This window comes from Streptomyces krungchingensis (assembly GCF_054729265.1).
In genome coordinates, this window is record NZ_JBPUKY010000001.1 from 6,844,057 (window position 1) to 6,870,862 (window position 26,806).

The 26,806-nt window shown below is 70.5% G+C and carries 24 protein-coding genes and 2 tRNA genes; 18 read left to right on the forward strand and 8 right to left on the reverse strand.

Going from position 1 to position 26,806, the window contains the following annotated elements; translation table 11 throughout:
• Positions 1-56: 56 nt before the first annotated feature.
• The 5 genes from ACSYGO_RS30140 to ACSYGO_RS30160 all read left to right on the forward strand — a co-directional run bounded on the left by ACSYGO_RS30140 (position 57) and on the right by ACSYGO_RS30160 (position 4,023).
• Complete coding sequence (locus ACSYGO_RS30140) at positions 57-2,339, forward strand: ATP-dependent DNA helicase UvrD2 (protein WP_460388342.1); 2,283 nt, start codon at positions 57-59, stop codon at positions 2,337-2,339.
• Positions 2,340-2,502: 163 nt separating this feature from the next.
• Positions 2,503-2,826, forward strand: coding sequence for a hypothetical protein (locus ACSYGO_RS30145; protein ID WP_426679781.1), 324 nt, complete (start codon positions 2,503-2,505; stop codon positions 2,824-2,826).
• Between the two features lie 174 nt (positions 2,827-3,000).
• Positions 3,001-3,369, forward strand: a complete 369-nt coding sequence (locus ACSYGO_RS30150; protein ID WP_028802016.1) for a WhiB family transcriptional regulator — start codon at positions 3,001-3,003, stop codon at positions 3,367-3,369.
• A complete protein-coding gene (locus tag ACSYGO_RS30155) occupies positions 3,366-3,689 on the forward strand; it encodes a hypothetical protein (RefSeq protein ID WP_095936511.1) in 324 nt (107 codons plus the stop codon). The genes ACSYGO_RS30150 and ACSYGO_RS30155 overlap by 4 nt, the downstream gene beginning before the upstream one ends.
• 109 nt (positions 3,690-3,798) lie before the next feature.
• Positions 3,799-4,023 carry a hypothetical protein gene (locus ACSYGO_RS30160; RefSeq protein ID WP_426679780.1) on the forward strand — a complete coding sequence of 75 codons (225 nt, stop codon included), beginning with the start codon at positions 3,799-3,801 and terminating at the stop codon, positions 4,021-4,023.
• 58 nt (positions 4,024-4,081) lie between these two features.
• Here the strand turns inward: ACSYGO_RS30160 and ACSYGO_RS30165 are convergent, their stop codons facing one another.
• Both ACSYGO_RS30165 and ACSYGO_RS30170 read right to left on the reverse strand, forming a co-directional pair.
• On the reverse strand, positions 4,082-5,470 hold the full coding sequence (locus ACSYGO_RS30165; protein ID WP_426679779.1) for an ABC1 kinase family protein: 1,389 nt from the start codon (positions 5,468-5,470) through the stop codon (positions 4,082-4,084).
• Positions 5,463-6,683: a ThiF family adenylyltransferase gene (locus ACSYGO_RS30170; RefSeq protein ID WP_432174204.1), complete on the reverse strand. Its 1,221-nt coding sequence runs from the start codon at positions 6,681-6,683 to the stop codon at positions 5,463-5,465. Before ACSYGO_RS30170 ends, ACSYGO_RS30165 begins: the two co-directional genes overlap by 8 nt.
• 220 nt (positions 6,684-6,903) lie before the next feature.
• Between ACSYGO_RS30170 and ACSYGO_RS30175 the strand changes: the two genes are divergently transcribed.
• The 4 genes from ACSYGO_RS30175 (at position 6,904) to ACSYGO_RS30190 (ending at position 10,776) form a co-directional block, all read left to right on the forward strand.
• Positions 6,904-7,500, forward strand: a complete 597-nt coding sequence (locus tag ACSYGO_RS30175) for a M48 metallopeptidase family protein (protein WP_426679777.1) — start codon at positions 6,904-6,906, stop codon at positions 7,498-7,500.
• A 126-nt stretch (positions 7,501-7,626) separates the two neighbouring features.
• Complete coding sequence (locus tag ACSYGO_RS30180) at positions 7,627-9,312, forward strand: TerD family protein (RefSeq protein ID WP_460388346.1); 1,686 nt, start codon at positions 7,627-7,629, stop codon at positions 9,310-9,312.
• Between the two features lie 11 nt (positions 9,313-9,323).
• The gene (locus ACSYGO_RS30185) at positions 9,324-10,004 is read left to right on the forward strand and encodes an AIM24 family protein (RefSeq protein ID WP_345650745.1); all 681 of its coding nucleotides are present in this window, start codon (positions 9,324-9,326) and stop codon (positions 10,002-10,004) included.
• 16 nt (positions 10,005-10,020) lie between these two features.
• Positions 10,021-10,776, forward strand: coding sequence for an AIM24 family protein (locus ACSYGO_RS30190; RefSeq protein WP_028802024.1), 756 nt, complete (start codon positions 10,021-10,023; stop codon positions 10,774-10,776).
• Positions 10,777-10,960: 184 nt separating this feature from the next.
• Here the strand turns inward: ACSYGO_RS30190 and ACSYGO_RS30195 are convergent, their stop codons facing one another.
• Together ACSYGO_RS30195 and ACSYGO_RS30200 are read right to left on the reverse strand one after the other, a co-directional pair.
• Positions 10,961-11,476, reverse strand: coding sequence for an NUDIX hydrolase (locus ACSYGO_RS30195; protein ID WP_432174207.1), 516 nt, complete (start codon positions 11,474-11,476; stop codon positions 10,961-10,963).
• Entirely contained in the window at positions 11,473-12,900 is a 1,428-nt protein-coding gene (locus ACSYGO_RS30200; RefSeq protein WP_426679774.1) for a zinc-dependent metalloprotease, read from the reverse strand. The genes ACSYGO_RS30195 and ACSYGO_RS30200 overlap by 4 nt, the downstream gene beginning before the upstream one ends.
• Positions 12,901-13,090: 190 nt before the next feature.
• Here ACSYGO_RS30200 and ACSYGO_RS30205 point away from each other — a divergent pair, with 190 nt between their 5' ends.
• The 4 genes from ACSYGO_RS30205 to ACSYGO_RS30220 all read left to right on the forward strand — a co-directional run bounded on the left by ACSYGO_RS30205 (position 13,091) and on the right by ACSYGO_RS30220 (position 16,583).
• Positions 13,091-14,203, forward strand: a complete 1,113-nt coding sequence (locus tag ACSYGO_RS30205; protein WP_432174208.1) for an SDR family oxidoreductase — start codon at positions 13,091-13,093, stop codon at positions 14,201-14,203.
• Between the two features lie 425 nt (positions 14,204-14,628).
• Positions 14,629-15,090 carry a molybdenum cofactor biosynthesis protein MoaE gene (locus tag ACSYGO_RS30210; protein ID WP_028802028.1) on the forward strand — a complete coding sequence of 154 codons (462 nt, stop codon included), beginning with the start codon at positions 14,629-14,631 and terminating at the stop codon, positions 15,088-15,090.
• Between the two features lie 125 nt (positions 15,091-15,215).
• Complete coding sequence (locus tag ACSYGO_RS30215) at positions 15,216-15,413, forward strand: hypothetical protein (protein WP_095936520.1); 198 nt, start codon at positions 15,216-15,218, stop codon at positions 15,411-15,413.
• Positions 15,414-15,485: 72 nt separating this feature from the next.
• The gene (locus ACSYGO_RS30220; protein WP_426679772.1) at positions 15,486-16,583 is read left to right on the forward strand and encodes a YlbL family protein; all 1,098 of its coding nucleotides are present in this window, start codon (positions 15,486-15,488) and stop codon (positions 16,581-16,583) included.
• A gap of 99 nt (positions 16,584-16,682) precedes the next feature.
• Here the strand turns inward: ACSYGO_RS30220 and ACSYGO_RS30225 are convergent, their stop codons facing one another.
• Positions 16,683-17,228 carry a PPA1309 family protein gene (locus ACSYGO_RS30225; RefSeq protein WP_426679771.1) on the reverse strand — a complete coding sequence of 182 codons (546 nt, stop codon included), beginning with the start codon at positions 17,226-17,228 and terminating at the stop codon, positions 16,683-16,685.
• Positions 17,229-17,391: 163 nt separating this feature from the next.
• On the opposite strand from ACSYGO_RS30225, the gene ACSYGO_RS30230 reads away from it, so the two are divergent.
• From ACSYGO_RS30230 to ACSYGO_RS30245, 4 genes are all read left to right on the forward strand, one after another.
• Positions 17,392-20,331, forward strand: a complete 2,940-nt coding sequence (locus ACSYGO_RS30230) for a UPF0182 family membrane protein (protein WP_426679806.1) — start codon at positions 17,392-17,394, stop codon at positions 20,329-20,331.
• Positions 20,332-20,374: 43 nt separating this feature from the next.
• Positions 20,375-20,448, forward strand: a tRNA-Met gene (locus ACSYGO_RS30235).
• Positions 20,449-20,676: 228 nt separating this feature from the next.
• On the forward strand, positions 20,677-22,536 hold the full coding sequence (locus ACSYGO_RS30240) for a tetratricopeptide repeat protein (protein ID WP_460388349.1): 1,860 nt from the start codon (positions 20,677-20,679) through the stop codon (positions 22,534-22,536).
• 335 nt (positions 22,537-22,871) lie between these two features.
• A tRNA-Met gene (locus ACSYGO_RS30245) sits at positions 22,872-22,945 on the forward strand.
• Positions 22,946-23,135: 190 nt separating this feature from the next.
• Here the strand turns inward: ACSYGO_RS30245 and ACSYGO_RS30250 are convergent.
• Positions 23,136-23,552, reverse strand: a complete 417-nt coding sequence (locus ACSYGO_RS30250) for a Fur family transcriptional regulator (RefSeq protein WP_426679769.1) — start codon at positions 23,550-23,552, stop codon at positions 23,136-23,138.
• Positions 23,553-23,624: 72 nt separating this feature from the next.
• On the opposite strand from ACSYGO_RS30250, the gene ACSYGO_RS30255 reads away from it, so the two are divergent.
• Positions 23,625-25,148 carry a catalase gene (locus tag ACSYGO_RS30255; RefSeq protein ID WP_435223612.1) on the forward strand — a complete coding sequence of 508 codons (1,524 nt, stop codon included), beginning with the start codon at positions 23,625-23,627 and terminating at the stop codon, positions 25,146-25,148.
• A gap of 100 nt (positions 25,149-25,248) precedes the next feature.
• Here the strand turns inward: ACSYGO_RS30255 and ACSYGO_RS30260 are convergent, their stop codons facing one another.
• Positions 25,249-25,641 carry a CBS domain-containing protein gene (locus ACSYGO_RS30260; protein WP_028802035.1) on the reverse strand — a complete coding sequence of 131 codons (393 nt, stop codon included), beginning with the start codon at positions 25,639-25,641 and terminating at the stop codon, positions 25,249-25,251.
• Positions 25,642-25,797: 156 nt separating this feature from the next.
• A complete protein-coding gene (hisN, locus tag ACSYGO_RS30265) occupies positions 25,798-26,598 on the reverse strand; it encodes a histidinol-phosphatase (protein ID WP_426679767.1) in 801 nt (266 codons plus the stop codon).
• Between the last annotated feature and the right edge of the window lie 208 nt (positions 26,599-26,806).

Here is a 26,806-nt window from a genome sequence, read left to right on the forward strand (position 1 = left end):
CACCGGGGGTATGCGATACGTCGCTCCTGATCCGGCCCTCCCGTCGGATCAGGCGCGTGACGCCTGTCGCATTAGTACGACTGCGGACGCCTCCCTGTGGACAACCGGCTCATCCGCCTCCGGCGACCTGGCAGCATGGCGGGGTGACAGCAGCAACGCACTCCACCCTCTTCCCGCAGGTTCCGGACACGGCCGACGCGGTGCTCGACGGGCTCGACCCGGAGCAGCGCGAGGTCGCCACCGCGCTGCACGGTCCGGTGTGCGTGCTGGCGGGGGCGGGCACCGGCAAGACGCGGGCGATCACCCACCGCATCGCCTACGGAGTCCGGGCGGGGATACTCCACCCCTCCAGCGTGCTGGCCGTCACCTTCACCAACCGCGCCGCCGGCGAGATGCGCGGCCGGCTGCGCCAGCTCGGCGCCGGGGGAGTCCAGGCCCGCACCTTCCACTCCGCCGCCCTGCGCCAGCTCCAGTACTTCTGGCCGAAGGCGGTCGGCGGCGGCCTGCCCCGGCTCGTCGACCGCAAGATCCAGCTCGTCGCGGACGCGGCGGCCGCCTGCCGCATCCGCCTCGACCGGGGCGAGCTGCGGGACGTCTCCGGTGAGATCGAATGGTCCAAGGTCACCCAGACCATCCCCGCCGACTACGCGGCAGCCGCCGCCAAGGCCGGACGCGAGGCCCCTCGCGACCCGGCCGAGATCGCCCAGCTCTACGCGGCGTACGAGGACCTCAAGCGGGACCGCGCGGTCATCGACTTCGAGGACGTCCTGCTGCTGACGGTCGCCATCCTTCAGGACCGGCACGACATCGCCGAGCAGGTGCGCTCCCAGTACCAGCACTTCGTGGTCGACGAGTACCAGGACGTCAGCCCGCTCCAGCAGCGCCTGCTCGAACTGTGGCTCGGTGAGCGCGACAGCCTCTGCGTGGTCGGCGACGCCAGCCAGACGATCTATTCGTTCACCGGTGCAACTCCCGACCATCTTCTCGACTTCCGCACCCGCCACCCCTCGGCCACCGTCGTCAAGCTCGTCCGCGACTACCGCTCCTCGCCCCAGGTCGTCCATCTGGCCAACGGCCTGCTCGCCCAGGCCCGTGGCCGGGCCGCCGAACACCGCCTCGAACTGATCTCGCAGCGCGCCCCCGGCCCCGAGCCCGTGTACGCGGAGTACACGGACGAGCCCGCCGAGGCCGAAGGAGCCGCGCGCCGCATCCGTGACCTCGTCGCCTCCGGCGTCCCCGCGGGCGAGATCGCCATCCTCTTCCGTACGAACTCCCAGTCGGAGATCTACGAGCAGGCCCTCGCCGACGCCGGTGTGCCCTATCAGCTGCGTGGTGCCGAGCGGTTCTTCGACCGTCCCGAGGTGCGCAAAGCGGGTGCCGCGCTGCGCGCCGCGGCCCGGTTCGGCGGCAACGACGCACTGCTCGACGACACTGTCGACCTGCCCTCGCAGGTCCGTGCCGTGTTGTCGGGCGAGGGCTGGACCAGCCGGCCGCCCGCCGGTTCCGGCGCGGTCAGGGAGCGCTGGGAGTCGCTCGCCGCCCTGGTGAACCTCGCGCAGGACTTCGCCGCGGCCAAGCCCGCCGCCACGCTCGGTGACCTCGTCGCCGAGCTCGACGAGCGGGCGAGCGCGCAGCACGCACCGACCGTGCAGGGTGTCACCCTCGCCTCCCTCCACTCCGCCAAGGGACTGGAGTGGGACGTCGTCTTTCTGGTCGGTGTGGCCGAGGGCATGATGCCGATCACCTACGCAAAGACCGACGAACAGATCGAGGAGGAGCGCCGCCTCCTCTACGTGGGTGTCACCCGCGCCAGAGAGCACCTCTTCGTCTCCTGGGCGTTGTCCCGCTCGCCCGGCGGACGCGCCAGCCGGCGCCCCAGCCGATTTCTGGACGGCCTGCGCCCCGGCTCCGTCAGAACCGCGGGCCGCACCGGGTTCGGCGGCGCGGGAGGTGTCGAGCGCGGTGTCGGGAGCAGTGGCGGCCCGGCCGTGCGGCGTACCGGCCGGACTCCGGCTCGCTGCCGGGTCTGCGGCCGCACCCTCACCGACGCCGGTGAGATGAAGCTGATGCGCTGCGAGGACTGCCCCTCCGACATGGACGAGGGCCTCTACGAGCGGTTGCGCGAGTGGCGTGCCGTGCAGGCGGAGCGCAGCGGACAGCCCGCGTTCTGCGTCTTCACCGACAAGACGCTCATGGCGATCGCCGAGACCGTGCCCGAGGACGAGGGAGAGCTCGCCCGGATCCCCGGCGTCGGAGTACGCAAGCTCAACCGCTTCGGAGCCGACGTTCTGGCCATCTGTGCAGGTCAGGAGCCCGAGGGGGAAGACGAGGGTGACTGATGCAAACTCGTCGAAAAAATAGTTTGCGCATGCCCCAGCAATCCCCATAGGTTCTAAGCACGGAAACGGCGGCCTTCTCCAAGGCCCCGCTTCCGTGCTGTACTTAATAACCGTCGGACCGGCTCACCCTGGTCCCCCAAGACGCCGAGAGGAGGCGATTCCAGTGATCAGCATCAACGCCAGCTCCATCAGCACCGTCAAAATGACCGATCGCTCGGTCGTCTCCACGTGCGCGCTCGGCGTCTCGAACCTGGGCACCGGTCTGTCCGGCATCCGTGCCGCCCGGCCGATGTCCTCCCTGTCTCTCGCGGGCCTTCCCGTCCGTGAGCGCAATGAGCGACCGACCCAGGCACTGGAAGCGGCAGTAGTGGCAGAGGCGCAGGCCTATGCCTTTGCGGCGGCCGGTGCCGGAGCCCTGAAGCAGACGACGCAGCACCACACGATGTGGGCCTTCCGTGGGCCTGAACCCTGGAGTGATCCAGCCTGATCCCCGATCAGGCCGGCGCCTTCAGGGCCGCGGAACCCCACCCGGGATCCGCGGCCCTTCTGTTTGTCCCCGACCAGGGACAGCAGAGCGAAGGGGCCTCGGGACAAGAAAAGAACCCGGTACCAGCCGCCAACCGGCCAACAGGCCGGCACGACCAGACGAGGAAGACGAACCGTGCAACTCGAAGCGCACGCCCCGTCCGTACCGCCTTCCGAAACGATCCCCCCGCCCGGCCTCACGGAGGACTCCACCTTGATCCCGCTCACCGCGCTCACCGCGCTCGACGACGCCATCGAGAACCTCGGCGTACCCGTCCCGTGCCGCTCCTACGACCCGGAGGTCTTCTTCGCCGAGTCGCCGGCCGACGTCGAGTACGCCAAGTCCCTCTGCCGCACCTGCCCGCTGATGGAGGCCTGCCTCGCCGGCGCCAAGGAGCGGCGTGAGCCCTGGGGCGTCTGGGGTGGCGAGCTCTTCGTCCAGGGTGTCGTCGTGGCCCGCAAGCGGCCGCGTGGCCGCCCGCGCAAGAACCCGGTCGCGGCATGAACATCCGCGGAACCATTGATCGCCCCCTGACGCACGACCCCAAGAAGCAGGCCCCGATGAAGCCGTCCACCAGCGAGCCCGCCGGCTCCGCCATCCCAGACTTCACCACCACCGGCGCGAACGACTCGCGTCAGAACAGGACCCGAGAGATGCAACTCATCCCAGAAGCCTTGGCTCGTGCGCATATGCACGAGCGACTGCACGAGGCCGAGCAGGAACGCAGGGCCGTGCGCCTGGCGACCGCCCGCCGGATGCAGCGTCGGGCCGAGCGCGCTTCGATGCGAGCCCGGCGCGCGCTGGCCATGGCGGTCATGCAGTAAGCCGAAGCAGTCGCAGTCAGCAACTCCTCGCGGGGGTCGGTCCGAAGGGACCGGCCCCCGCGGTGCGTTGTGCCGGGCCGCGCACCGGTCGCGGGGATATCGTCACCGAGTGACGAGTCTTCCCGGGGACAGTGACAGCACCGACTCCGCACCGCGGTCCGACGGCGGCGAGGACGAGCGCATCGTGTGCGCACGCTGCGGGACCTCGGCCGACGGTCCTCAGCCGACATGGACCTGTTCCGTGGAGAACGGCGCCCGCCACTACTTCTGCGACAACTGCGCCCGCAGCAACCTCAGGGCCATCGAGGGCCGGCTCGACTCGGCCTGGTGGTAGTGGCCGGACTCAGGCCTTGCTCGTCGACGCCTCGCCGCTCGGCGGGCATCTCGCGGGCTCATGCCTCCGCCGCCGACACCTCCTCGTCCACCATGTCCTCCACCAGATCCTCCGCGATCTCCTCGTCGGTCAGGAATCCCGGCAGCCACTCCTCCAGTTCGTCGCGCAGACGGACCGTCGCACCCAACTGGCACAGGACACCGATGGTGCTGAGCGTCACCCGGTGTATCAGCAGGTAGGACGGAGGCAGGTTGAGCTGCTTGCCCAGTTGGTAGGCGGGGGAACGCGGGTCGGCGATGCGGGCGGCCTGACTGCGCATCCAGCCTCGGGTGAAGGTGAACTCGTCGGCCTGGGCCGGCTCGATGATCGGCAGCAGATAGTCCAGGACCGCGTCGGGGTCGAGGTCTATGGACTCCTTGACGAAGCCTTCCTCGCAGAGCAGTCCGTAGACCGACTCGGCCTCGCCGTCCAGGGTCATGCGCAGGGAGTGGCCGATGGGCAGGGGCAGCCCGCCGGGAAGCCGGTCCACCGTGCCGAAGTCCAGCACGCCCAGCCGCCAGCCGCTCTCCTCGTCCGGGAGGAGACGGAAATTGCCCGGGTGCGGGTCGGCGTGCAGCAGACCGGTGCGCGCGGGCCCCGAGAAGAGGAAGCGTGCCAGCAACTGTCCGGCGCGGTCCCGCTGCTCCTGACTGCCGTCGGCGATCACCTCCGACAGGGGTGTTCCGTCGATCCACTCGGTCACCAGGATCTGGTCGCACTGGTGGACCACGGCCGGCACGAGAACGTCCGGGTCGTCCGCGAACTCCTCCGCGTGAGCCGTCTGGGCCTGCGCCTCCAGGGCGTAGTCGAGCTCCTCGGAGACCCGGTCGCGCAGCTCCGCGATGAGCGGTTTGATGTCCATGCCGGGGATCAGCGGACCCAGAAGCCGGGCGAATCGGCTCAGTTGTGTCAGATCGGACAGGAGGGCCTCGCCCGCTCCGGGGTACTGGACCTTGACCGCGACCTCGCGTCCGTCGTGCCACACGGCCCGGTGCACCTGGCCGATCGAGGCTGCCGCGGACGGCTTGTCCTCGAACTCCAGGAACAACTCGGACCAGTCCTCGCCGAGCCGCTCCTCAAGCACGGAGTGCACGGTGCGGGTCGGCATGGGAGGCGCCGCCTCCTGGAGTTTGGTCAGTGCAGCGCGGTAGGGCCCGGCGACCTCCTCGGGGAGCGCCGACTCGAAGACGGACAGCGCCTGCCCGAACTTCATCGCGCCGCCCTTCAGCTCGCCGAGCACACGGAACAACTGCTCCGCCGTGCGCTGCTGGAGCTCGCGGCCCACGATCTCCGCCGACTTCCCGCCGATCCGTTTCCCGAGGCCCCAGGTGGCCCGCCCGGCGAAGCCGAGCGGTAGCGCGGCGAGTTTGGCGGTACGGGTGACCGCCTTCCGGGGAAGATCAGACATGCGCCCTCCAAGTCCCAGACGGCCGTGCCGCGTACGGCTGTTGCCCCGCCATTGTCTCGTGCGGCCCTGCGTCCTCCGAGGGGCGCTCCCCCTTGGCTTTCGCGCCGGCGCCGCAGGGGCATGCAGCATGCCCCCAGACCGGCCTCGCGTGCCAGTCGAATCCGGGGATCGACGCCTCCCAGCGCGCCCCCGCACTGGAGGGCAACTCCCCGTCCAGGAAGGCGAGTACGTGCCCCGCGGCCAGTCCGGCGACACCGGCCGCCAGGGCCAGGTCGCAGGCGGGCACCCGCTGCGACTGCCCCGAGCGCCACTGCGCGACCATGCGGGGCCAGGTCGGATCCCGGTCCGCTCGCCCCTGGTCGAGACAGCCGGCGCACGCTGTCTCGCCGGGCAGCACCAAGGGGCCGACGACCCCGGTGCCTTCGACGACACCCGCATATAGATGGGGTGTTCCCGAGGCGATCAGTGGCTCCGCCGCGGCGGGATCGGGGGCGTGGACGGCGACGCCGTCCCGCGGAGCGAGGACGACCAGGGCCAGCGCGGGGGCCCGCTGTGGCTCCGCACCCCTCGCTCTTCCTCTCTCCTTCTGTTTCCGCTTGGCGGACATCCGGGGCGGGCGGTCGGGTGCGGCTCGGCGCGTGGCGCGGCGTGCGGCGTCCTCGCGGCGCTCGCCGACGGAGTCGGCGGGCAGCCCGCCGGGCGCCACGTCCCACGGCTCGACGCACCCGACGTCGCGCACCTCGACCTCGCCCACGCCCGCGCCCGCGAGAAGAGAGGCGAGGACCACTCCCACGCGTCCGGCCCCCCGCACCTGCACCCGCAGGGAGCGACGGGTGGCGAGGCGCCTGATGGCGTCGCCCGGATCCGGTGAGACGAGGGACAGGGAAGCGAGGTCCGGCCGCAGCCGGTCCAGGACGTCCCTCTTCTCGCGCAGGGCGTCCGCGGCCGGACCGCCGCCGGTCGCGTCGTCCAGCAGGCCGGACCGGGCCAGCCGGTCCACCAGCTCGTCCACACGGTCCTCGGGCAGTCCGATGCCGCGTCCCTGCTCACGCAGGAGTGGCAGACCGCGTGTCCCGTCCAGCAGATCGAGGAAGCCGGCCGTCGCCGTGTCCATCGGGCCCAGCACCATCGCGTGCGCCGGTGCCATCCCGAACTGCACGGTGTCGAGATCCCGCCAGCCGCGCCGCAGCGCGGGCTTCACGATCGGATGCATGACCTACCCCCGTAGCCCGTAGAGCGTCCTCGTGTGCCGCCGGCGGTGTGCCTCTCACGCCGCCGACCGAGTGCCAGCATGCCCGTCCGTGACGACCCGTGCCGAAAGTTGTCCACAGGCGGCGGCGTCAGTCGTACAAATCAAGCGCTCGGGGTGCGGATCAGCATCGAACCGTCCCGGGGGCGGGACTTCCCCCATGTGCAGCGGGTAACGTCGTGGCGTGCCCGCCGACCCACTGCACCGCGCCGGAAAACCACAGCGCAGCACGACGAGCCCGCCGCCGAGCGGCTCGGTGGCGAGCGCGATCGAGGTCCGAAGGAGCACGCGACGGCGCAGAACGGTCTCCGCGTACCGCGAGGGCGATCGCACCGTCGTGCTCATCCCCGCCCGTATGTCCGAGGCGGAGGAACAGCGCTGGGTGACCGTCATGCTCGACAAGCTGGCCGCCCAGGAGAGCAAGCGGCTCCTCGGGGACACCGAGCTCGCCGAGCGTGCCGAGCGCCTGTCGGAGCAGTACTTCGACGGCCGGGCCCGTGCCAAGTCGGTGCGCTGGGTCACCAATCAGAACACCCGCTGGGGCTCGTGCACCCCGTCGGAGGGCAGCATCCGCCTGTCGCACCGGCTCCAGGGCATGCCCGAGTACGTCGTCGACTACGTCCTCCTCCACGAGCTCGCCCATCTGCTCGTACCAGGACACGGGCCGCGTTTCTGGCAGCTCCTGGAGGCCTATCCGCGCACCGAGCGTGCCCGCGGATATCTCGAAGGTGTGGTCGCCGCCGACCGGTTGCCCCATTCGCCGGCCGCGCGCGAGGAGTAGGGGCGGTTCACCCGCGTCCCGAGGGGCGATTGTGTACCGGGTCTGTACCGGCTTCGTCCACTCCCGGAGTTTGCCGTTAGCCTGACGCGACGCACTCGTATTCGGGATGGGGGACGGTCGTTACGCATGGCCAGGGAATTCCAACGCGGCCACAAGGCCAGGATCAGTGACCTCACCGCGGGCACCGATCTGTACGTAGGTGTGCAGATCACCGGCCCCGGACTGACCTTCGACATCAGTTGTTTCGGTCTGGACGCCGACGAACGGCTCTCGGACGACCGGTACTTCGTCTTCTTCAACCAGCCGAAGTCCCCCGAGGAGTCGATCCAGCTTCTGGGTGCCCAGTCGGGCGACACCGAGTCCTTCCGTGTCACCCTCGACAGGATCCCGGCGCAGATCCAGAAGCTGTCCTTCACGGCGACCATCGACGGCTCCGGACAGATGTCGCAGATCGCCCCCGGATACCTCCGAATCGTCGCGGGCGGCGAGGAGGTGGCCCGGTACTCGTTCAGCGGCGCGGAGTTCTCCACGGAGCGTGCCGTGATGCTGGGCGACTTCTATTTGAAGGACGTCTGGCGCTTCGCCGCGGTCGGCCAGGGGTTCGACGGCGGCCTCGACGCGCTGCTGAAGAACTTCGGCGGCGAGGTAGCCGAGGAGGAGCCCGCCGCGCCGCAGCCGCAGAGCGGGGCCGCTCCGTCCTTCGCCCCGCCGGCCCAGGCCACCGCGCCTCCCGCGTTCGGCGCCCCGGCCGCTCCCGCCCCGGTTCCGGCCCCCGGGCCGCAGCCCGCCGCGGGTTTCGCCCCGCCGCCGGGAGCCACGCCGCCCCCCGCACCGACGCCCAGCGCGCCTCCGGTGCACGCCGCGCCGACCATCATTGCGCCCCTGAGCCCCCCGCCGGGCGGCACTGTGCACCCGCCCGGCCCCGCGCCGTACGCACAGCCGCCGGGGCAGCCCGGCCCGCCCCCGGGCTACGGCCAGCAGCCCCCCGGCCAGACGGCCCCGATGCCTCCCGGCTATGGGCAGCAGCCGCCCTCCGCGCCTCCTGGTTACGGTCAGCAGCCCCCGACCGCGCCCCCCGGCTACGGTCAGGTGCCCGGCCAGCCCGGGGCCCCCTCCCCGTACGGTGTGCCCCAGGGCGCCCCGCAGGGCGGTGCCGGTGTGGCGGCGGCACTCGGCGCCTTCAAGGAGACGCCCACCGGCCAGCGGTGGACGCAGCAGAACAAGAAACTCGTCCGGGTCGACCTCGGTGTCGGCGGCCAGCCGGTGCTCGCCCGCCAGGGCAGCATGGTGCTCTACCAGGGCAAGGTCGACTTCAGCTACAAGGGCGCCGGGTTCGCCGGCCGGATCGTGGGCAACGCGACCGGCCAGGAGATGCAGCTGATGCGCTGTACCGGCCAGGGCCAGGTGTTCCTCGCCGAGAACTCCACGATGCTGCACCCCATCGAGCTCCAGGGCGACGCGATCTGCGTCTCCGCGGAGAACGTCCTCGCCTTCGACGAGGCCCTCCAGTACGAAGTACGCCGCATCGAGGGGCACGGCATCCCCGGTGGCGCGCTGTTCACGATGCAGTTCCAGGGCACCGGCACGATCGTCGTGAAGACGCACGGCGCTCCCGTGGTGCTGCCCGTGACGCCGACGACGTTCGCCGACTGCAACGCTGTCGTCGCATGGTCCGCGGCCTCCCAGGTGGTCGTCTCCAGCCAGGTGCGGATGCGCCGGAACGCGTACCCCGGAGACACCGGCGAGAGCGTGAACCTCCAGTTCCGCGGCGCGCCCGGCAATTTCATCGTCGTCCAGCCGTACGAGGTCTGAGGGAGCCCGTCATGAACCAGCCACTCGCGGGCTTCGCCCCTGCACCCGTGTCCGCCCGCATGGAGAACCACGGCAACCACATGCTGAAGGTCGCCATGCAGACCGGAAACGACCTCCTCGCGCGCGTGGGGTCGATGGTCGCCTACGAAGGGTTCGTCCAGTACGAGCCCAATCCGCCCGCCGTACGCCAGATCGCGCGCGACTGGGTCACCGGCGAGGGCGCACCCCTCATGAAGTGCTCGGGTGACGGCCTGCTCTACCTCGCCGACTACGGGGCGAACGTGGTCGTCATCAACCTCAACGGGGACGCGATCTCCGTCAACGCCACGAACCTGCTCGCCTTCGACGCCCACCTCCAGTGGGGTGTCGAGCGGGTGAAGGGGCTCGCCAAGTTCGCCGGGCAGGGCCTGTGGAACACCAAGATCTCCGGCCAGGGCTGGGTCGCGCTGACCTCCCGGGGCAAGCCGATCGTCGTCGACTGCGGCGGTGGTGAGGACGAGACGTACGTCGACCCGGACGCGCTCGTGGCCTGGTCCCCGAACCTCAAGGTGAAGGGCAAGCGCAGCTTCAAGGCACAGTCGCTGATCGGACGCGGCAGCGGCGAGGCGTACCAGATGGCGTTCTCCGGGACGGGCATCGTCGTCGTCCAGCCCAGCGAGGACAGCACCGACCGCCTCCGAGTCCGGGGCTGAGGGGGAGCAGGACACCATGCAGAGCTCGCTTTTCGGCTACAACGAGCAGCAGACCCAGGACCGCTACAGCCTGCAGAACTCGCAGATGCTGCGGGTCGTCCTGGAGGGCCACGACGACATCCTCGCCCGCAAGGGCACGATGGTCGCGTACCAGGGGCTCGTCGAGTTCGACGCCGAGTACCAGAACAACAGCCAGCACCGGGCCCGCGCCTACACCGGTGAGGGCCTGGACCTGATGCGCTGTCACGGGCAGGGGACGGTCTACCTGGCCAATCTCGCCCAGCACGTGCACGTCATGGACGTGGACCAGGAAGGCCTCACGGTCGACAGCAGCTACGTCCTCGCGATGGACTCCTCGCTGCACCACGAGGTCATCGCCGTCGACAGCCAGTACGGCATCTCCGGCTCCGGCAAGTACCAGCTCAACATCACGGGACGCGGCAAGGTCGCGCTGATGACCTCGGGGATGCCGCTGCTGATGCAGGTCACGCCCGACCGGTACGTCAACTGCGACGCCGACGCCATCGTGGCGTGGTCCACCGGTCTGCGGGTGCAGATGCAGGCGCAGACGCACTCCTCCGGTGTGTGGCGGCGCCGCGGCAACACCGGCGAGGGCTGGGAGCTCAGCTTCATGGGACAGGGGTACGCGCTGGTGCAGCCCAGCGAGCTGCTGCCGCCGCAGAACGCCGTGATCGGCCAGGGCCTGCGCGCCCAGTACGGCATGGGGCAGCACGGCGCGCACGCGCAGAACCAGGGCAACGCCTGGAGCTGACCATCGAATGACGGTCCCGGATCCGACCGCCCACGGCAGGGGCCCGGATCCGACCGTACGGGCCGGCAGCTCCGGATCCGAAGATGGCGGCCGACCGTCCGGGCGACGATTCGGCTTCGACCGTCCAGCAGGCAAACGTAAGGGGCGACCGCCGAGGCGGTCGCCCCTTACACGTTGCTCGAGGTCACAGGCGGGTGCGCGTGGCCTCCACCAGACGGACCACCGACTCGTCGGCCACGTCCGCGACCTCGTCGTAGGCGAACCAGCGCAGGTCCAGGGACTCGTCGCTGATCGCCTCCACGGCCCCGGACGGAGCGAGTGCCGCGTACTGCACGTCGAGGTGCCAGGCGCACGGCGTGTGATGCCGGTCCAGGCGCACGGGGCCGCCGGGCAGCAGCGTCAGCCCCGGGACGCCCGACTCCTCGGTGCCCTCACGCAGCGCGGCCGACGCCAGGGTCTCGTCGACCGGCTCGCAGTGACCACCCATCTGGAGCCACATGCGCAGCTTCTTGTGGAGCGTCAGCAGCACACGCCCCTGCTCCGGGTCGATCACCAGGGCACTCGCCGTGATGTGCCCGTCCCGGCAGGCCTTCCACATCCCGTCCGGATGCGCCGCCAGATGGTCCAGATAGGTCTGGCGCAGTTCTTCCTGGCCCTCGTAGTCCTTCAGGACGAGGACCGCGTCGTCGTGCAGGCTCACTCGGCGCCGTCACCCTTGTCGTCGTCCTCGGGGGCGTCGTCCTTGCTGAGGTCCGTCTTGCCGGAGCCGCCGGCCGCCTCGCCGAGCATCTTGTCGAGCTCGGAGAAGTCCAGCTGCTCGCGGTGCACGAAGCCGTCCGGGTCGTCCAGGTCGGACGCCGTCGGCAGCATGTCCGGGTGGGCCCACAGGCCGTCACGGCCGTCGACACCGCGCGCGTCCGTGAGCGAGGCCCACAGCCGCGAGGCGTCGCGCAGACGGCGCGGACGCAGCTCCAGACCGATCAGCGTGGCGAACGTCTGCTCCGCGGGACCGCCGGTGGCGCGACGGCGGCGCAGGGTCTCCCGCAGCGCGTCCGCGGACGCCAGGCGCGGCTTCGCGGCCGAGTGCACGACCGCGTCCACCCAGCCCTCGACGAGTGCCAGCGCCGTCTCCAGGCGGGCCAGCGCGGCCTTCTGCTCCGGAGTGTCCTCCGGCTGGAACATGCCCTGCTGGAGCGCCTGCTGGAGCTCCTCCGGGTTCTGCGGGTCGAACTGGCCGACCACGTCCTCCAGCTTGGCGGTGTCGACCTTGATCCCGCGCGCGTAGCCCTCGACGGCGCCGAACAGGTGCGAGCGCAGCCACGGCACGTGAGCAAAGAGACGCTGGTGGGCCGCCTCGCGCAGAGCGAGATACAGGCGTACCTCCTCCTGGGGGATGCCCAGGTCCTTGCCGAACGATTCGATGTTCAGCGGCAGCAGCGCGGCCTTGCCGGCCGGGCCGAGCGGCAGACCGATGTCCGTCGAGCCGACGACCTCGCCCGCGAGCACGCCCACGGCCTGCCCGATCTGCGTGCCGAACATGGCGCCGCCCATGGAGCGCATCATGCCGATGAGCGGGCCCGCCATGGCCTGCATCTCCTCGGGCAGGACGTCGCCCATGGCCGCGCCGACGCGCTCGGCGACCGGGTCGACGAGCTCCTTCCACACCGGAAGGGTCGCCTCGACCCACTCCGCGCGGCTCCAGGCCACCGCGGTCCCGGCACCCGAGGGCAGGGATGTCGCGTCGTCCAGCCACAGGTCGGCGAGGCGCACGGACTCCTGGACCGCGGAGCGCTCGGAGGGGCCGATGCTCGAGTCCTTGGTGCCGTCGGACGTGCCCTGGGCGACCGTCTGGCGGGCGATCTGCTTGGCCATGTCCCAGTTCACCGGGCCGCCCTCGTACGAGAGCATCTGGCCCAGCTGCTGGAACGCGGCGCCCAGGTCATTGGGGTTCATGGAGCCGAACATGGCTGCGAGCGGATTGTCGGCGCCGGGGCCACCGGCTCCGGGCAGCCCGAAGCCGAACGGTCCCTGAGCACCGCCGCCCTGCTGGTCCTTCTTCTTGCCCTCGTCGCCGTTCTCCGGCTCCTCCGGCGGAAGGCCGAATCCGAATGGGGTGTCACTCACGGGGTTCCTCGGCTGGTAAGGCCGCCGGTTCTTCCCGACGGCGGCTGCCCACAACACCACCCAGCGTAGACACCACAGCCCGATCGGGCCTCAGTGCTTCGCCGACTCTCGGCCTGCGGCAGGATGGATGCCACCTGGTACGGACGCGTCCTGCGCGTCCGTTACTGAAGACAACCGCTGGAGACGCCCGGTGAGTTCCCCAGATCCGCAGGTTCGCGCAGCGCGAAACCACTCAACCAGCCCCGCCTCGCGCGGCCCCGTCGTCGCGGTCACCGGCGCCGCGGCCGGCGTGGGAGCCCTGCTCACCGAGCGGCTCGCCGCCAGTGAGGAGATCAAGCAGGTCATCGCGATCGACGAGCGGCGCGGCGAGTGCGCGGCGGCCCAGTGGCACATCCTCGACGTGCGGGACCCGGCGATCGCCGAGAAGCTGCGCGGGGCGGACGTCGTGGTGCATCTGGCGCTCGACCTCGATCTGGAGACGGACGCGGCCGCCCGGACCGCCTACAACGTCCGGGGGACGCAGACCGTCCTGACCGCCGCCGCCGCGGCCGGGGTCCACCGGGTGGTGCTGTGCACCTCTGCGATGGTCTACGGGGCGCTGCCCGACAACGAGCTGCCCCTGTCCGAGGACGCGGAACTGCGGGCGACGGCCGAGGCCACGGGTGTCGGCGACCTCCTGGAGATCGAGCGGCTCGCCCGGCGGGCGCCCCGCGCGCATCCCGGTCTCAACGTCACGGTGGTGCGGCCCGCCGTCCTCGTCGGCGGTACGGACACCGCGCTGACCAGGTATTTCGAGTCGCCGAGACTGCTCGTGGTGGCCGGGTCGCGGCCCGCCTGGCAGTTCTGCCACGTCGAGGACCTGTGCAGTGCCCTGGAGTACGCCGTCGTCGAGAAGGTCGAGGGGGAGCTCGCCGTCGGGTGCGACGGATGGCTGGAGCAGGAGGAGGTCGAGGAGCTCAGCGGGATCCGGCGGATGGAGCTGCCGTCCGCCGTGGCGCTCGGGGCGGCCGCGCGACTTCACCGGATCGGGCTCACCCCTTCGCCCGCGGGAGACCTCGCGTACACGATGTATCCGTGGGTGATCAGCGGGAGCCGGCTGCACGACGCCGGGTGGCGGCCGCAGTGGACCAACGAGGAGGTTCTCGCGGAGCTGCTGGAGGAGGTCTCCGGGCGGCACACCGTGGCGGGGCGGCGGCTGGGGCGCAAGGACGCGACGGCGGCGGGGGCCGCGGGGGCGACGGTTGCGCTGCTGGGTACGGCTGCGTTGGTGCGGCGGGCGCGGAAGGCTCGGCGGCGTATCTGAGGGGGCCGTCGGGCGCCGGGCTCTCTTTCCACCGGGTGGCTGCTTCCATCAGGGGTGGCTGTTCCCGCCGGGCTTTCCCTGGGGGAGCCGTCGCCGTCCGGCCGGGGGGCTTCCCGTCCGGCCGAAGGTCTCCCCGTCCGGCCGGGGGCTTCGGCTCGGCATCCGGCGGTGGGTGTCGCGCGCGCGGGTTTTCGCCCCCTCCGCCCCTGCCCGTCCCGTTGTCCTGGGGGCTGCCGCCCCCAGACCCCCGCATCGGCCTGGACGGCCTCGTCCTCAAACGCCGGACGGGCTGACAGTCCCCCCGCGCGGAGCTGGGCGGGGTCCCACCGGTGCGTCCGTTCTGTAGGAGGCTCCAAAGGGGCACGCGCGTGTGCCGGGGGAATGGTCTATTTCTCGTTGTCAGTGGTGTGGGGCACGATGGGCTCATGGCATCCACGAACGACCATCCCGGTGAGCAGGCGGCGCAGGACGCGATCAGGCTGATCGCCATCCGGGAGACGCCGCTGTCGCTGGACGAGGTCTTCAAGGCGGTGGGGGACGACGCCGCCGGCGGGACGGCGCTGTTCGTCGGGACCGTGCGGAATCACGACGGGGGTGCCGACGTCGACGAGCTGGGGTATTCGTGTCATCCCAGCGCCGAGGCGGAGATGCGGCGGATCGCCGAGAAGGTGGTCGCCGAGTATCCGGTGCGGGCGCTGGCCGCCGTCCATCGTGTCGGGGACCTGAAGGTGGGGGACCTCGCGGTCGTCGTCGCCGTCTCCTGCCCGCACCGGGGCGAGGCCTTCGAGGCGTGTCGCAAGCTCATCGACGACCTGAAGCACGACGTGCCGATCTGGAAGCACCAGAAGTTCTCCGACGGCACGGAGGAGTGGGTCGGCGCCTGCTGAGGGCCGACCGGGTGGCCCTGGGGCCTCCGGTTGCGTAACTCGCCCCCTGCCGTGAGCGTTAGCACTGCGGATGGTTAATCTGCTGATCAGTCAGTTGCGGTCGCTCATGGGGTTGGGAGGTCGACATGGCGGCGCTTGCCTGGTTGCTGATTCCGCTTGTGGCTGCGGTCGGTGCCGGACTGTGGGGCAGTTGGGCCGGCCGGAATCGCAAGACGGCCGGGGACGGTGTCGAGCTCGCGGGATACACGCGCTTCCGCGAGGCCATGGAGCGGACCGAGGTCCGGGCCGAGGCCAAGGAGAAGTCGCACTCCGACGCCCACTGATCCCGCCGCTCCGCGCCCCCGGACGGACGGCCCCGACGGTGCGCTTACAGCACCGTCCCGTACTGTCGTTCCATGCCACGCCGCACCGCGACGATGCTCGCCTCGACACTCATCCTGATCGCGCTCCTGTGCGCGGGGGTGTTCATCAAAGTGCCGTACTCGGAGATGTCCCCGGGTCCGACGGTGAACACGCTGGGCGAGCACGACGGCGAGCCGGTGCTGCAGATCTCCGGACGCAAGACGTATCCGGCCACCGGCCACCTGAACATGACGACGGTCCGCGTCACCAGCGCCGACTACAACATGAACCTCGTCGAGGCCGTCTACGGCTGGCTGGCGCACGACAACAAGGTCGTGCCGCACGACACGCTCTACCCGGACGGCAAGACCGAGGAGCAGTCGACGCAGGAGAACGCCGAGGAGTTCAGCGAGTCCCAGGAGAGCGCCAAGGTGGCGGCGCTCAAGGAACTGGACATCCCGGTGAAGTCCTGGGTGATCGTCTCCACCGTCCTCAAGGGCTCACCGGCCGAGGGCCGGCTGCACGCCGGTGACGTGATCAAGGCCGTCGACGGCACCGCGGTGAAGGCGCCCGAGGACGTCGCGAAGCTGGTCACCGAGCACAAGCCCGGCGAGAAGGTCGTCTTCACGATCGTGCCCGCCAAGGAGCAGGCCGCCGCCGAGAAGGAGAACCGGACGGCGACGGGGGCGAAGGACGTGACGATCACCACGGCCAAGTCCGACGACGGCGGGACGCAGCGCGCGATCGTCGGGATCTCGGCCGGGACCGACCACACGTTCCCGTTCACCATCGACATCAAGCTCGCCGACGTCGGCGGACCGAGTGCTGGTCTGATGTTCTCGCTCGGCATCGTCGACAAGCTGACCCCCGGCAACCTCACGGGCGGGAAGTTCGTGGCCGGTACCGGCACCATCGACGACAACGGCAAGGTCGGCCCGATCGGCGGCATCGAGATGAAGACGGTCGGCGCGCGCCAGAAGGGTGCCGAGTACTTCCTGACGCCCAAGGACAACTGCGCGGCCGCCGCCAAGGACACCCCCGCGGGCCTCACGCTCGTCAAGGTCGACACCATCGACGACGCGCTGAACGCCCTCAAGGACATCAAGTCCGGCAACACCGCCGCCCTGCCGAAGTGCTCCGCCAAGGGCTGAGCCTGGCCACAGCCACTCGTCCCCGCACGCGGGCGCACCCCGCCCTCGTCCCCGCACGGGGGCGCACCTCGCGGCCGGGCCGCCCCCGCGCCGCGACGGTCAGTCCGCGAACGTCGCCGAGAGTGCCTCGGCCAGCCCCGGCACCAGGTCCGAACCCGTGAGCACCTCGGTCGCGGCGTCCTTCTCGCGCAGCCGGAGCGCGGAGTCGCGGGTGCCGTCACGCAGCACACCGACGGTCATCCGGACCTCCTGGCGGTCCGGGTGCTCGGCGACCCAGCGGGCGAGCTTCTTCTCGCTGAGACCTTCCGGGACGGAGGCCTCGGCCGACGGCGGCAGCATCAGCCGCTCCACGGTGAGCGCGCAGCCGATGACGGCGTCCGGCCACGCGATGGTGCCGAGGAACTCGTCCAGCGGCTTGCCGGCAGGGATCTCGTCCTGCTCGATCGGTGTGAGACCGGAGGTCTCCTGCTGCTCGTCCGCCAGGCCGAGCTGGGCGGCGAGACCGGGTTCCTGGGTCCGCAGCCGTGCGGTGTCTACGAGGGCGAAGAGGCGAGCGGGCTGGTCCCAGCCGAGGCCCGAGGCGTACTCGTCGATCTCGAGTACGGCCCGGGTGAGGGGGGTCGCTGCCATGGGAGTGTTGGACATGGTCACAATCCTGCCTCGTTCGTACCCGAATCCGGGAACCGAGTAAAGCGTGAGTAAGTTGCATAGATGAGGCCCCACGATCACGGAGCCTTGCGGACGGTCCACCATCACGGGGGCCTGACGGATCAACAGCGACTTCGAGGTGCGCACCTTGGCTTTCCAGATGCCGGACCGCGGCGGAGGCCCGACGGGGCCACGGATCAGAGTGGGCCGACCCTCCCGGCGTGTCCGGACCCTGCTCATGACACTGGGCGTGCTGGCCGTGCTGGCCATGGCCTTCGTCATGTTCGCGGGGTTCTGGACGGACTGGCTCTGGTACCGGTCGGTTCACTACTCGTCGGTCTTCACGACCACCCTGTGGACCAAGATCGGACTGTTCTTCGTCTTCGGCCTGCTGATGGCGGCCGCGGTCGGGGTGAACATCTGGCTCGCGCACAAGATGCGCCCGCCGCTGAGTGCCATGTCGATGGAGCAGCAGAGCCTCGACCGCTACCGCATGGGCATCGCCCCCTACAAGCGGTGGCTGCTCCTCGCGATCACCTCGCTGGTCGGGCTGATCGCCGGCGCGTCCGCCTCGGGCCAGTGGCGCACCTGGCTGATGTGGGTGAACGGGGTGCCCTTCAACCAGAAGGACCCCCAGTTCCACCTGGACGTCTCCTTCTACGCCTTCGACCTGCCCTGGTACCGCTTCCTGCTCGGCTTCGGCTTCGCCGCCGCCGTGCTCTCGCTGATCGCGGCCGCGCTCACGCACTACCTGTACGGCGGGCTGCGGATCACCAGCCCGGGGGCCCGCGCCACAGCCGCTGCCACCGGGCACCTGTCCGTGCTCCTCGGCATCTTCGTCGCGCTGAAGGCCGTCGCCTACTGGCTCGACCGGTACGGGCTGGCCGTGAAGTCCAGCGACTTCAAGGCCACGGGCAACTGGACGGGCCTCAGGTACGTCGACGCGAACGCGTACCTGCCCGCCAAGACGATCCTGTTCTGCATCGCCGTCATCTGCGCGCTGCTCTTCTTCGCCACCCTGTGGCGGCGCACCTGGCAGCTGCCCGTGATCGGCTTCGGCCTGATGGTGCTCTCGGCGATCCTCATCGGCGGCCTGTACCCGGCGATCGTCCAGAAGTTCCAGGTCCAGCCGAACGAGCAGGCCAAGGAAGCGCCGTACGTCGAGAAGAACCTCAAGGCGACGCGTGAGGCGTACGGGATCGACGGCACCGACGTGACGGAGTACCCGGGCACCAGCACCACCAAGGACAAGGCCAAGCTGCGCGACGACGCGGACAATGCCGCGAGCATCCGCCTCATGGACCCGAACGTGGTGTCGCCGACCTTCCAGCAGCTCCAGCAGGTCCGCAACTACTACGGCTTCCCGTCGAACCTGGACGTGGACCGCTACAGCAAGGACGGCAAGGACCAGGACACGGTCATCGGGCTGCGCGAGCTCAACCTCCAGGGCATCCCGAAGAGCAACTGGATCAACGACCACTTCCGTTACACGCACGGATACGGCGTGGTCGCGGCCAAGGGCACCGAGGCCGACTCCGAGGGCCGGCCCGTCTTCACCGAGTACAACCTGCCGTCCCGGGGAGACCTGGGCCAGTACCAGCAGCAGATCTACTACGGCGAGAAGACCACCCAGTACTCGATCGTCGGCGGTCCCCAGAAGGAGATCGACTACTCCGACGACAGCGGTGAGAAGACCACCAGCTACAAGGGGAAGAGCGGGGTCAGCCTGTCCAGCGCGGTCAACCGCGCCGCGTACGCCGTGGCGTTCGGCGAGCCGCAGATCCTCTACTCGGGCGCGATCGGTGACGGTTCGCGGATCCTCTACAACCGCACGCCCAAGGAGCGGGTCGAGGCGGTGGCCCCGTGGCTGACCATCGACGGCGACGCCTACCCGGCGGTCGTCGACGGGAAGATCCAGTGGATCGTCGACGCGTACACGACCACGAACGGCTATCCGTACGCCTCCCGCACCACCCTCGGTGACACGACGGCGGACTCGCTGACGGCGGCCAACAACCAGCGTGCGGTGGTGGCCCAGCAGAACCAGGTCAACTACATCCGCAACTCGGTGAAGGCGACCGTCGACGCGTACACCGGTCAGGTCAAGCTCTACCAGTGGGACACCAAGGACCCGGTCCTGAAGACCTGGATGAAGGCGTTCCCGAACACGGTGGAGTCCAAGGACTCGATCTCGCCGTCGCTGATGGCTCATCTGCGGTACCCGCAGGACCTGTTCAAGGTCCAGCGCGAACTGCTCACCCGCTACCACGTGAAGGACGCGCAGACGTTCCTCAGCGGCAGTGAGGTGTGGCAGATCCCGGACGACCCGACCAACAAGTCGGGCGACGCCGTGCCGCCGTACTACCTGAGCATGAAGCTGCCGGGCCAGACGTCCCAGGCCTTCTCGCTGACGACGACGATGACACCGAACGGCCGGGACAACCTGAGCGCGTTCATGTCCGTCAACGCCGAGGCGGGCACCGGCGATTACGGCAAGATCACCATCCTGAAGCTGCCCACCGGCAGAACCGTCGACGGACCCAAGCGGGTACAGAGCCAGTTCAACTCCGAGCCGTCCATCGCCGAGTCCATCAGACTCCTCAGAGGCGGCGACTCGGAAGTCGAGTACGGCAATCTGCTGACCGTTCCGCTCGACGGCGGACTCCTCTATGTGGAGCCCGTCTACGTACGCGGTGGTGACCTCAAGTACCCACTGCTGCGCAAGGTGCTGGTCACGTACGGAGGCAGCACCGCCTTCGAGAACACGCTCGGTGAGGCCCTCAACAAGGTCTTCGGAGCGAACAGTTCGACCGTGCCACCGGAGAACGAGGGCACCACGAAACCGCCCACGTCGAACAATCCGACGGTCCAGGAGGCGTTGAACGACGCGCAGAAGGCCTTCGACAAGGGCCAGGAAGCCCTGAAGAAGGGCGACTGGCAGTCGTACGGCGAGGCGCAGAAGGATCTTGAGGACGCGTTGAAGCGGGCCGAGGACGCCCAGTCGAAGGTCGACAAGACCACGGGCGGCAGCGGCAACAACGCGGACAAGAGCAGCGACAACGCCGACAAGAGCAGCGACAAGAGCTCGGGCGGCGGCTGACCGAAGGCCCACCCCGCGCCGTGATACGGTTGTTCCACAACGGCGCGGGGTGGAGCAGCTCGGTAGCTCGCTGGGCTCATAACCCAGAGGTCGCAGGTTCAAATCCTGTCCCCGCTACTGAAGTCGAGGGCCCGGATCCTGATCAGGATCCGGGCCCTCGACGTGTGTCACGCCACGCCGAGCCACCCGCGGTGACCTGGTGTCTCGTGCGAAGTGCTGCTTCTTGCGTGGGGAGTTGGGAAAACTGTGTTTGACTTGTCTCTCTGTGGGCATGTCGACAAAACGCTGAAGTGACCTCACTGGCTGCGGTATACCAGGTGTACCCAGGTTGCAGGTGGTGCGACGATGGACGTTATGGGGGACAAGGCAACTCTGTTGGATACGGGGCGATTTGCGCAGCCTGCCGACTTTGAGCAGCCTGCGGATCTCACGCAGCCTTCCGACCGGGACGAGGCCGGCGAGGCCGCCGAGGAGGCACGCCGACGGCTCGCCGCCGAGAGCGGCGACGTCGAGGCGATGAGCGTCCTCGGCGCGATGCTGCTGCGCCGCGGCGATCTCGACGGAGCCGAACCCCAGCTGCGCGCCGCCACCGCGGCCGGTGACCGTGCCGCCGCCAACAACCTCGGCGTCCTCCTGCACCAGCGCGGATATCCCGAAGAGGCCGCCGGATGGTGGCGGATCGCCGCCGTCGCCGGGTCCGCCGCCGCCGCGCACGCGCTCGGCCGGCACCACCGCGAGCGTGGCGACGAGCCCGCGGCCGAGTACTGGCTGCGTCAGTCCGCCGAGCAGGGGCACGCCCTCGGCGCGTACGCGCTCGCCGATCTGCTGGAGCACCGCAGCGACGTCGGCGCCGAGCAGTGGATGCGCGCCGCCGCCGAGCGAGGACACCGCGAGGCCGCCTACCGACTGGCCCGAACGCTTGACCGGAAGGCCGCCGACGCGGGCGAGAACGGCGCCGACAACGGTGTCATCGGTGTCATCGGCGCGGCCGGCGAGGAGGCCGAGCAGTGGTACCGGCAGGCCGCCGCGCGCGGCCACCGACGGGCCGCGCTGCACCTCGGAGCGATCCTGGAGAAGCGCGGCGACCTCAAGGAGGCCGGGCGCTGGTACCTGACGTCCGCGAAGGACGGCGAGGCGCGGGCCGCCTGCGCGCTCGGCTTCCTGCTCCGTGACGCCGGTGACACGGAGAGCGCCGCCGTGTGGTGGCTGCGCGCCGCGCAGGACGGCGACGGCAACGCCGCGAACGCTCTCGGCGCGCTGCACGCCGAGCGCGGCGAGACGCAGACCGCCGAGCGGTGGTACCGCGCCGCCATGGACGCGGGCGACGTGAACGGGGCGTACAACCTGGGGCTGCTCTGCGCCGAGCAGGGCCGGACCGGACAGGCCGAGCAGTGGTACCGGCGCGCCGCGTACGCGGGGCACCGCGAGGCGGCGAACGCGCTGGCGATCCTGTTGCTCCAGGTCGGCGACGCCGCGGGGGCCGAGCCGTGGTTCTCCAAGGCCGCGGAGGCCGGCAGCGTCGACGCCGCGTTCAACCTCGGGATCCTGCACGCCGGGCGGAGCACGGAGGACGACGACACCGCCGCGCTGCGCTGGTACGAGCGCGCCGCCGCCGCGGGCCACACCGAGGCCGCGCTCCAGGTCGCCATCGCGCGGCTGCGGGAGGGCGACGAGCGGGACGCCGAACGGCACCTGCGGTGCGCGGCGGGCGGTGGCAGCGCGGAGGCCGCGTACCGGCTCGCCGCCGTGCTCGACGCGCGCCGGCCGCCGGCGCCCGCCCATGAGCTGGGCGAGCCCACGCAGGAGAAGAGCGAGTGCGAGGAGTGGTACGAGCGGGCGGCGTCCCAGGGGCATCGCCGGGCGCAGGTGCGGGTGGGCATGCTGGCCGCCGCGCGCGGGGACGTGGTGGAGGCGGCCCGGTGGTACCGGTCCGCGGCGGAGGCCGGGTCGCGGAACGGCGCGTTCAACCTCGGGCTGCTGCTCGCCCGTGAGGGGAGCGAGCCGGAGGCCGCGCTGTGGTGGACCCGGGCGGCCGACGCGGGGCACGGGCGGGCGGCGCTCCGGCTCGCCCTCGTGTACGCGCGGCGCGGCGAGCTGGCCGAGGGGCAGCGGTGGGCCGACCGGGCGGTCTCGCTGGGGCCGGCGGAGGTGGCCGAGCGGGCGGCCCGGTTGCGGGACGCCCTGCGGCAGGAGCTGTCCGCCTGACGCTGCGCGAGTCGTGGGTGGGGTCGGTGCCGAAGAGCTGAGGGCCGTTTCTCGCTCCGCCGCCCTTGTCGGCACTGGGCGGTCGGGGGCGGCCGGGTCTCGCCCTCGCCGACCCTGCCCGTCCCGTATCGGGGGCTGCCGCCCCCGGGACCCCCGCTTCGGCGTGGACGGCCTCGTCCTCGAGCGCCGGACGGGCTGGGTGTCACGGTGCTGCGCCGCCCCCCCCGTACCCGCGCAGGACGGACCGGGGGGCGCTCGGCGCGAGGGGCTTCGTGGCGCGCGTTCAAAGCGATTTGCGCTGGTCCACATGGTTGACGTAATGTTCAGTTCACCGACGCGGGGTGGAGCAGCTCGGTAGCTCGCTGGGCTCATAACCCAGAGGTCGCAGGTTCAAATCCTGTCCCCGCTACTGAAGGTCGAAGGCCCGGAACCATTGGTTCCGGGCCTTCGGTGCGTTCCGGGCCGGGTCGACAGGAACGGCGCAGGCGCCGACCGGGGCGGCGCAGGGGCGCGGGAGCGGCGCAGGGCGGGGGGAGCGGTCCGGAGGCAAGCCGAAGGCCCCGGCACCTGTCACAGGTGCCGGGGCCTTCGGATGCGTTCTAGGCCGCCGCGCAGTTCGGGCAGACGCCGCGGTACGTCACCTCGACGTCCGAGACGGTGAAGCCGAAGCGCTCCGAGTCCGGAAGGTCGGCGAGCGGATTGCCGCCCGGATGCACGTCGCGGATCGCGCCGCAGCGGGCGCAGACCAGGTGGTGGTGCGGGCGGTGCGCGTTCGGGTCGTACCGCTTGGCGCGCTTGTCCGTGGCGACTTCCAGCACCTCGCCGAGCGAGACCAGCTCACCCAGCGTGTTGTAGACGGTCGCCCGGGAGATCTCGGGCAGCTTGGCAACGGCCCGCGCATGCACCTCGTCGGCCGTCAGATGGACGTGATCGCCGTCGAGGACCTCGGCCACGACACGTCGCTGCGCGGTCATCCGCCATCCGCGTCCGCGCAGCCGTTCCAGCAGGTCACTCATGAGAGTCAGCGTATCAGCAAGGAGACCAGTTCACGAATAGGTGTGACTTTGGATGCTGACTTGACTTAGACAATGTCTATTGTAGGGTCGAGATCGAAGTCGGCCAATGGACAGGATTGGCCTGGAACGACGCAGGAGGCGCACGTGACGCAGGGACCGCTTACGACGGAGGCCGGCGCGCCGGTGGCCGACAACCAGAACAGCGAGACCGCGGGCGTCGGCGGCCCCGTCCTCGTCCAGGACCAGCTCCTGCTGGAGAAGCTCGCGCACTTCAACCGTGAGCGCATCCCGGAGCGCGTCGTGCACGCCCGGGGCGCGGGCGCCTACGGCACCTTCACGGTCACCGCCGACGTCACCCGGTACACGCGTGCCGCGTTCCTCTCCGAGGTCGGCAAGCAGACGGAGACCTTCCTGCGCTTCTCGACCGTGGCCGGCAACCTGGGCGCGGCGGACGCGGTCCGCGACCCGCGCGGCTGGGCGCTGAAGTTCTACACCGAAGAGGGCAACTACGACCTCGTCGGCAACAACACCCCGGTGTTCTTCATCAAGGACGCCATCAAGTTCCCCGACTTCATCCATACGCAGAAGCGCGACCCGTACACCGGCTCGCAGGAGGCGGACAACGTGTGGGACTTCTGGGGGCTGTCCCCCGAGTCCACGCACCAGGTGACCTGGCTGTTCGGCGACCGCGGCATCCCGGCCTCGTACCGTCACATGAACGGCTACGGCTCGCACACGTACCAGTGGAACAACGAGGCCGGCGAGGTCTTCTGGGTCAAGTACCACTTCAAGACCGACCAGGGCATCAAGAACCTCACCCAGGCCGAGGCCAACCGGCTCGCCGGTGAGGACCCCGACTCCCACCAGCGCGACCTGCGCGAGTCCATCGAGCGCGGCGACTTCCCGACCTGGACCGTGCAGGTGCAGATCATGCCGGCGGCGGACGCGGCGACGTACCGCTTCAATCCGTTCGACCTCACCAAGGTGTGGCCGCACGAGGACTACCCGCCGATCGAGATCGGCAGGCTGGAGCTCAACCGCAACCCGCAGAACGTCTTCGCCGAGGTCGAGCAGTCGATCTTCAGCCCCGCGCACTTCGTGCCGGGCATCGGCCCCTCGCCCGACAAGATGCTCCAGGGCCGTCTGTTCGCGTACGGCGACGCCCACCGCTACCGCGTCGGCATCAACGCCGACCACCTGCCGGTGAACCGCCCGCACGCCACCGAGGCGCGGACCAACTCCCGTGACGGCTTCCTGTACGACGGCCGCCACGGCGGCGGGAAGAACTACGAGCCCAACAGCTTCGGCGGACCGTTCCAGACGGACCGGCCGCTGTGGCAGTCCACCCCGGTGACCGGCGGAACCGGCAACCATGCCGCCCCCGTGCACGCCGAGGACGACGACTTCGTGCAGGCGGGCAACCTCTACCGTCTGATGTCCGAGGACGAGAAGGGCCGGCTCGTCGAGAACCTGGCCGGCTTCATCGCCAAGGTCTCGCGCGACGACATCGCCGAGCGCGCGATCGACAACTTCCGTCGGGCGGACGGCGACTTCGGCAAGCGGCTGGAGGCCGCGGTCCAGGCCCTGCGCGGCTGACCACCAGCAAGGGAACGCTTGTCGTAGGCGGCGGGCCGGATCTCCTCGGTGACCCGAGGGGGCCGGCCCGCCGGCATGAGCGGGGACGGGGGAGTGCGGGTCAGGCGGGCACCTGCTGTCGCGCCGGGGCCCAGCAGCGGATGATGTCGCGGACCGAGACGATGCCGACCGGGCCGCTGTCGTCCAGCACGATCAGATGGCGGAAGCCGCCGTGGGCCATCGCCGACGCGGCTTCCTCCAGCGTCCAGGCGGGTGCGGCGAAGACGACGTCGGTGGTGGTGTGGGTGCCCGCGGTCTCGGCGTCCGGATTCTGGTCGTGGGCGAGGGAGTTGAGGATGTCGCGCTCGGTGAGGATCCCGAGGCCGGAGGAGTCCTCGTCGAGGACCACGGCCGCGCCGACGCGGCGTGCGGACATCAGACGGGCCGCCTGGCGGAGGGTGTGTGCCGGGCCGATGGTGAGGACCACCGTGCTCATGGCGTCGCGGACGAGCATGGACGGAGCCACCTCCTACGAATCCCTCGCGCTTGCGAGCGGATTCACAAATTCACAAGTGGGGGGATTCTCAGGGTGGCAGTTAAAGAGAGGGTCAACAAGAGGGCGCGTGCGGCGAGTTCGGGGCGCCCGGGGAGTGTGCGCAGGAGTCCCGGTTCAGTACCGCTGGTTCAAGTACCCCAGCAGTTCGTCGTGCAGGACGCCGTTCGACGCGGCCGCGTTGCCGCTGTGCGGGCCCGGACGGCCGTCGAGGCCGGTGAACGAGCCGCCCGCCTCGGTCACGACGATCGCGTTCGCCGCCATGTCCCAGAGCGACAGCTCCGGTTCGGCGCAGATGTCCACCGAACCCTCGGCGACCATCATGTACGGCCAGAAGTCGCCGTATCCGCGGGTGCGCCAGACCGCCCGGGTGAGGTCGAGGAAGCCGTCGAGGCGGCCCTGCTCCTCCCAGCCGCTCAGTGACGAGTACGCGAACGAGGCGTCGGCCATGCGCGAGACGCGGGAGACCTGGAGCCGGGACGCGGAGGACAGACTGCGGCCGGTGAACGCGCCGTGCCCCTTCGCCGCCCACCAGCGGCGGCCCAGCGCGGGCGCGGAGACCAGGCCGACGACGGGCTGGAAGCCGCCCTCGCCCGCCTCCATCAGAGAGATCAGCGTCGCCCAGACGGGCACGCCGCGCACGTAGTTCTTGGTGCCGTCGATCGGGTCGACGACCCAGCGGCGCGGGCCCGTGCCCTCGATGCCGTACTCCTCGCCGAGGACCGCGTCGCGTGGCCTCGCCCGCTGGAGCTGACCACGGATGAGCTCCTCGGCGGCCTTGTCCGCCTCGCTCACCGGCGTCATGTCCGGCTTGGTCTCGACCTTGAGGTCGAGGGCTTTGAACCGGTCCATCGTCGCGGCGTCGGCGGCGTCCGCGAGGACATGGGCGAGACGCAGGTCATCGAGATAGTCGGGCATGACCGAACCGTATCTGCCCGCGTCAGGCCGGGGCTACACGGGCCGAGGATCATTGCGGCACCGGCCGGCGGGCGGGCACCCGGCGCGGGCCGACCTCGACCGGCCGGTGGCCTCCGGCGCCGCGGCACCCGTGCGGCTCGCGCGCCCCGGCCGGTGCGCGTGCCGGACGATGCGCGCCCCTCGGGGCCGCCGCGAACCCTTGACAGTG

Excerpts from the sequence above, each read along its gene's own strand:
- ACSYGO_RS30155 (WP_095936511.1), top strand. The coding sequence starts at position 3,366 with ATGAACATCCGCGGAACCATTGATCGCCCCCTGACGCACGACCCCAAG.
- ACSYGO_RS30165 (WP_426679779.1), bottom strand. The coding sequence starts at position 5,470 with ATGTCTGATCTTCCCCGGAAGGCGGTCACCCGTACCGCCAAACTCGCC.
- ACSYGO_RS30170 (WP_432174204.1), bottom strand. The coding sequence starts at position 6,683 with ATGCATCCGATCGTGAAGCCCGCGCTGCGGCGCGGCTGGCGGGATCTC.
- ACSYGO_RS30180 (WP_460388346.1), top strand. The coding sequence starts at position 7,627 with ATGGCCAGGGAATTCCAACGCGGCCACAAGGCCAGGATCAGTGACCTC.
- ACSYGO_RS30185 (WP_345650745.1), top strand. The coding sequence starts at position 9,324 with ATGAACCAGCCACTCGCGGGCTTCGCCCCTGCACCCGTGTCCGCCCGC.
- ACSYGO_RS30190 (WP_028802024.1), top strand. The coding sequence starts at position 10,021 with ATGCAGAGCTCGCTTTTCGGCTACAACGAGCAGCAGACCCAGGACCGC.
- ACSYGO_RS30210 (WP_028802028.1), top strand. The coding sequence starts at position 14,629 with ATGGCATCCACGAACGACCATCCCGGTGAGCAGGCGGCGCAGGACGCG.
- ACSYGO_RS30215 (WP_095936520.1), top strand. The coding sequence starts at position 15,216 with ATGGCGGCGCTTGCCTGGTTGCTGATTCCGCTTGTGGCTGCGGTCGGT.
- ACSYGO_RS30220 (WP_426679772.1), top strand. The coding sequence starts at position 15,486 with ATGCCACGCCGCACCGCGACGATGCTCGCCTCGACACTCATCCTGATC.
- ACSYGO_RS30225 (WP_426679771.1), bottom strand. The coding sequence starts at position 17,228 with ATGTCCAACACTCCCATGGCAGCGACCCCCCTCACCCGGGCCGTACTC.
- ACSYGO_RS30230 (WP_426679806.1), top strand. The coding sequence starts at position 17,392 with ATGCCGGACCGCGGCGGAGGCCCGACGGGGCCACGGATCAGAGTGGGC.
- ACSYGO_RS30240 (WP_460388349.1), top strand. The coding sequence starts at position 20,677 with ATGGACGTTATGGGGGACAAGGCAACTCTGTTGGATACGGGGCGATTT.
- ACSYGO_RS30250 (WP_426679769.1), bottom strand. The coding sequence starts at position 23,552 with ATGAGTGACCTGCTGGAACGGCTGCGCGGACGCGGATGGCGGATGACC.
- ACSYGO_RS30255 (WP_435223612.1), top strand. The coding sequence starts at position 23,625 with ATGTCTATTGTAGGGTCGAGATCGAAGTCGGCCAATGGACAGGATTGG.
- ACSYGO_RS30260 (WP_028802035.1), bottom strand. The coding sequence starts at position 25,641 with ATGCTCGTCCGCGACGCCATGAGCACGGTGGTCCTCACCATCGGCCCG.
- hisN (WP_426679767.1), bottom strand. The coding sequence starts at position 26,598 with ATGCCCGACTATCTCGATGACCTGCGTCTCGCCCATGTCCTCGCGGAC.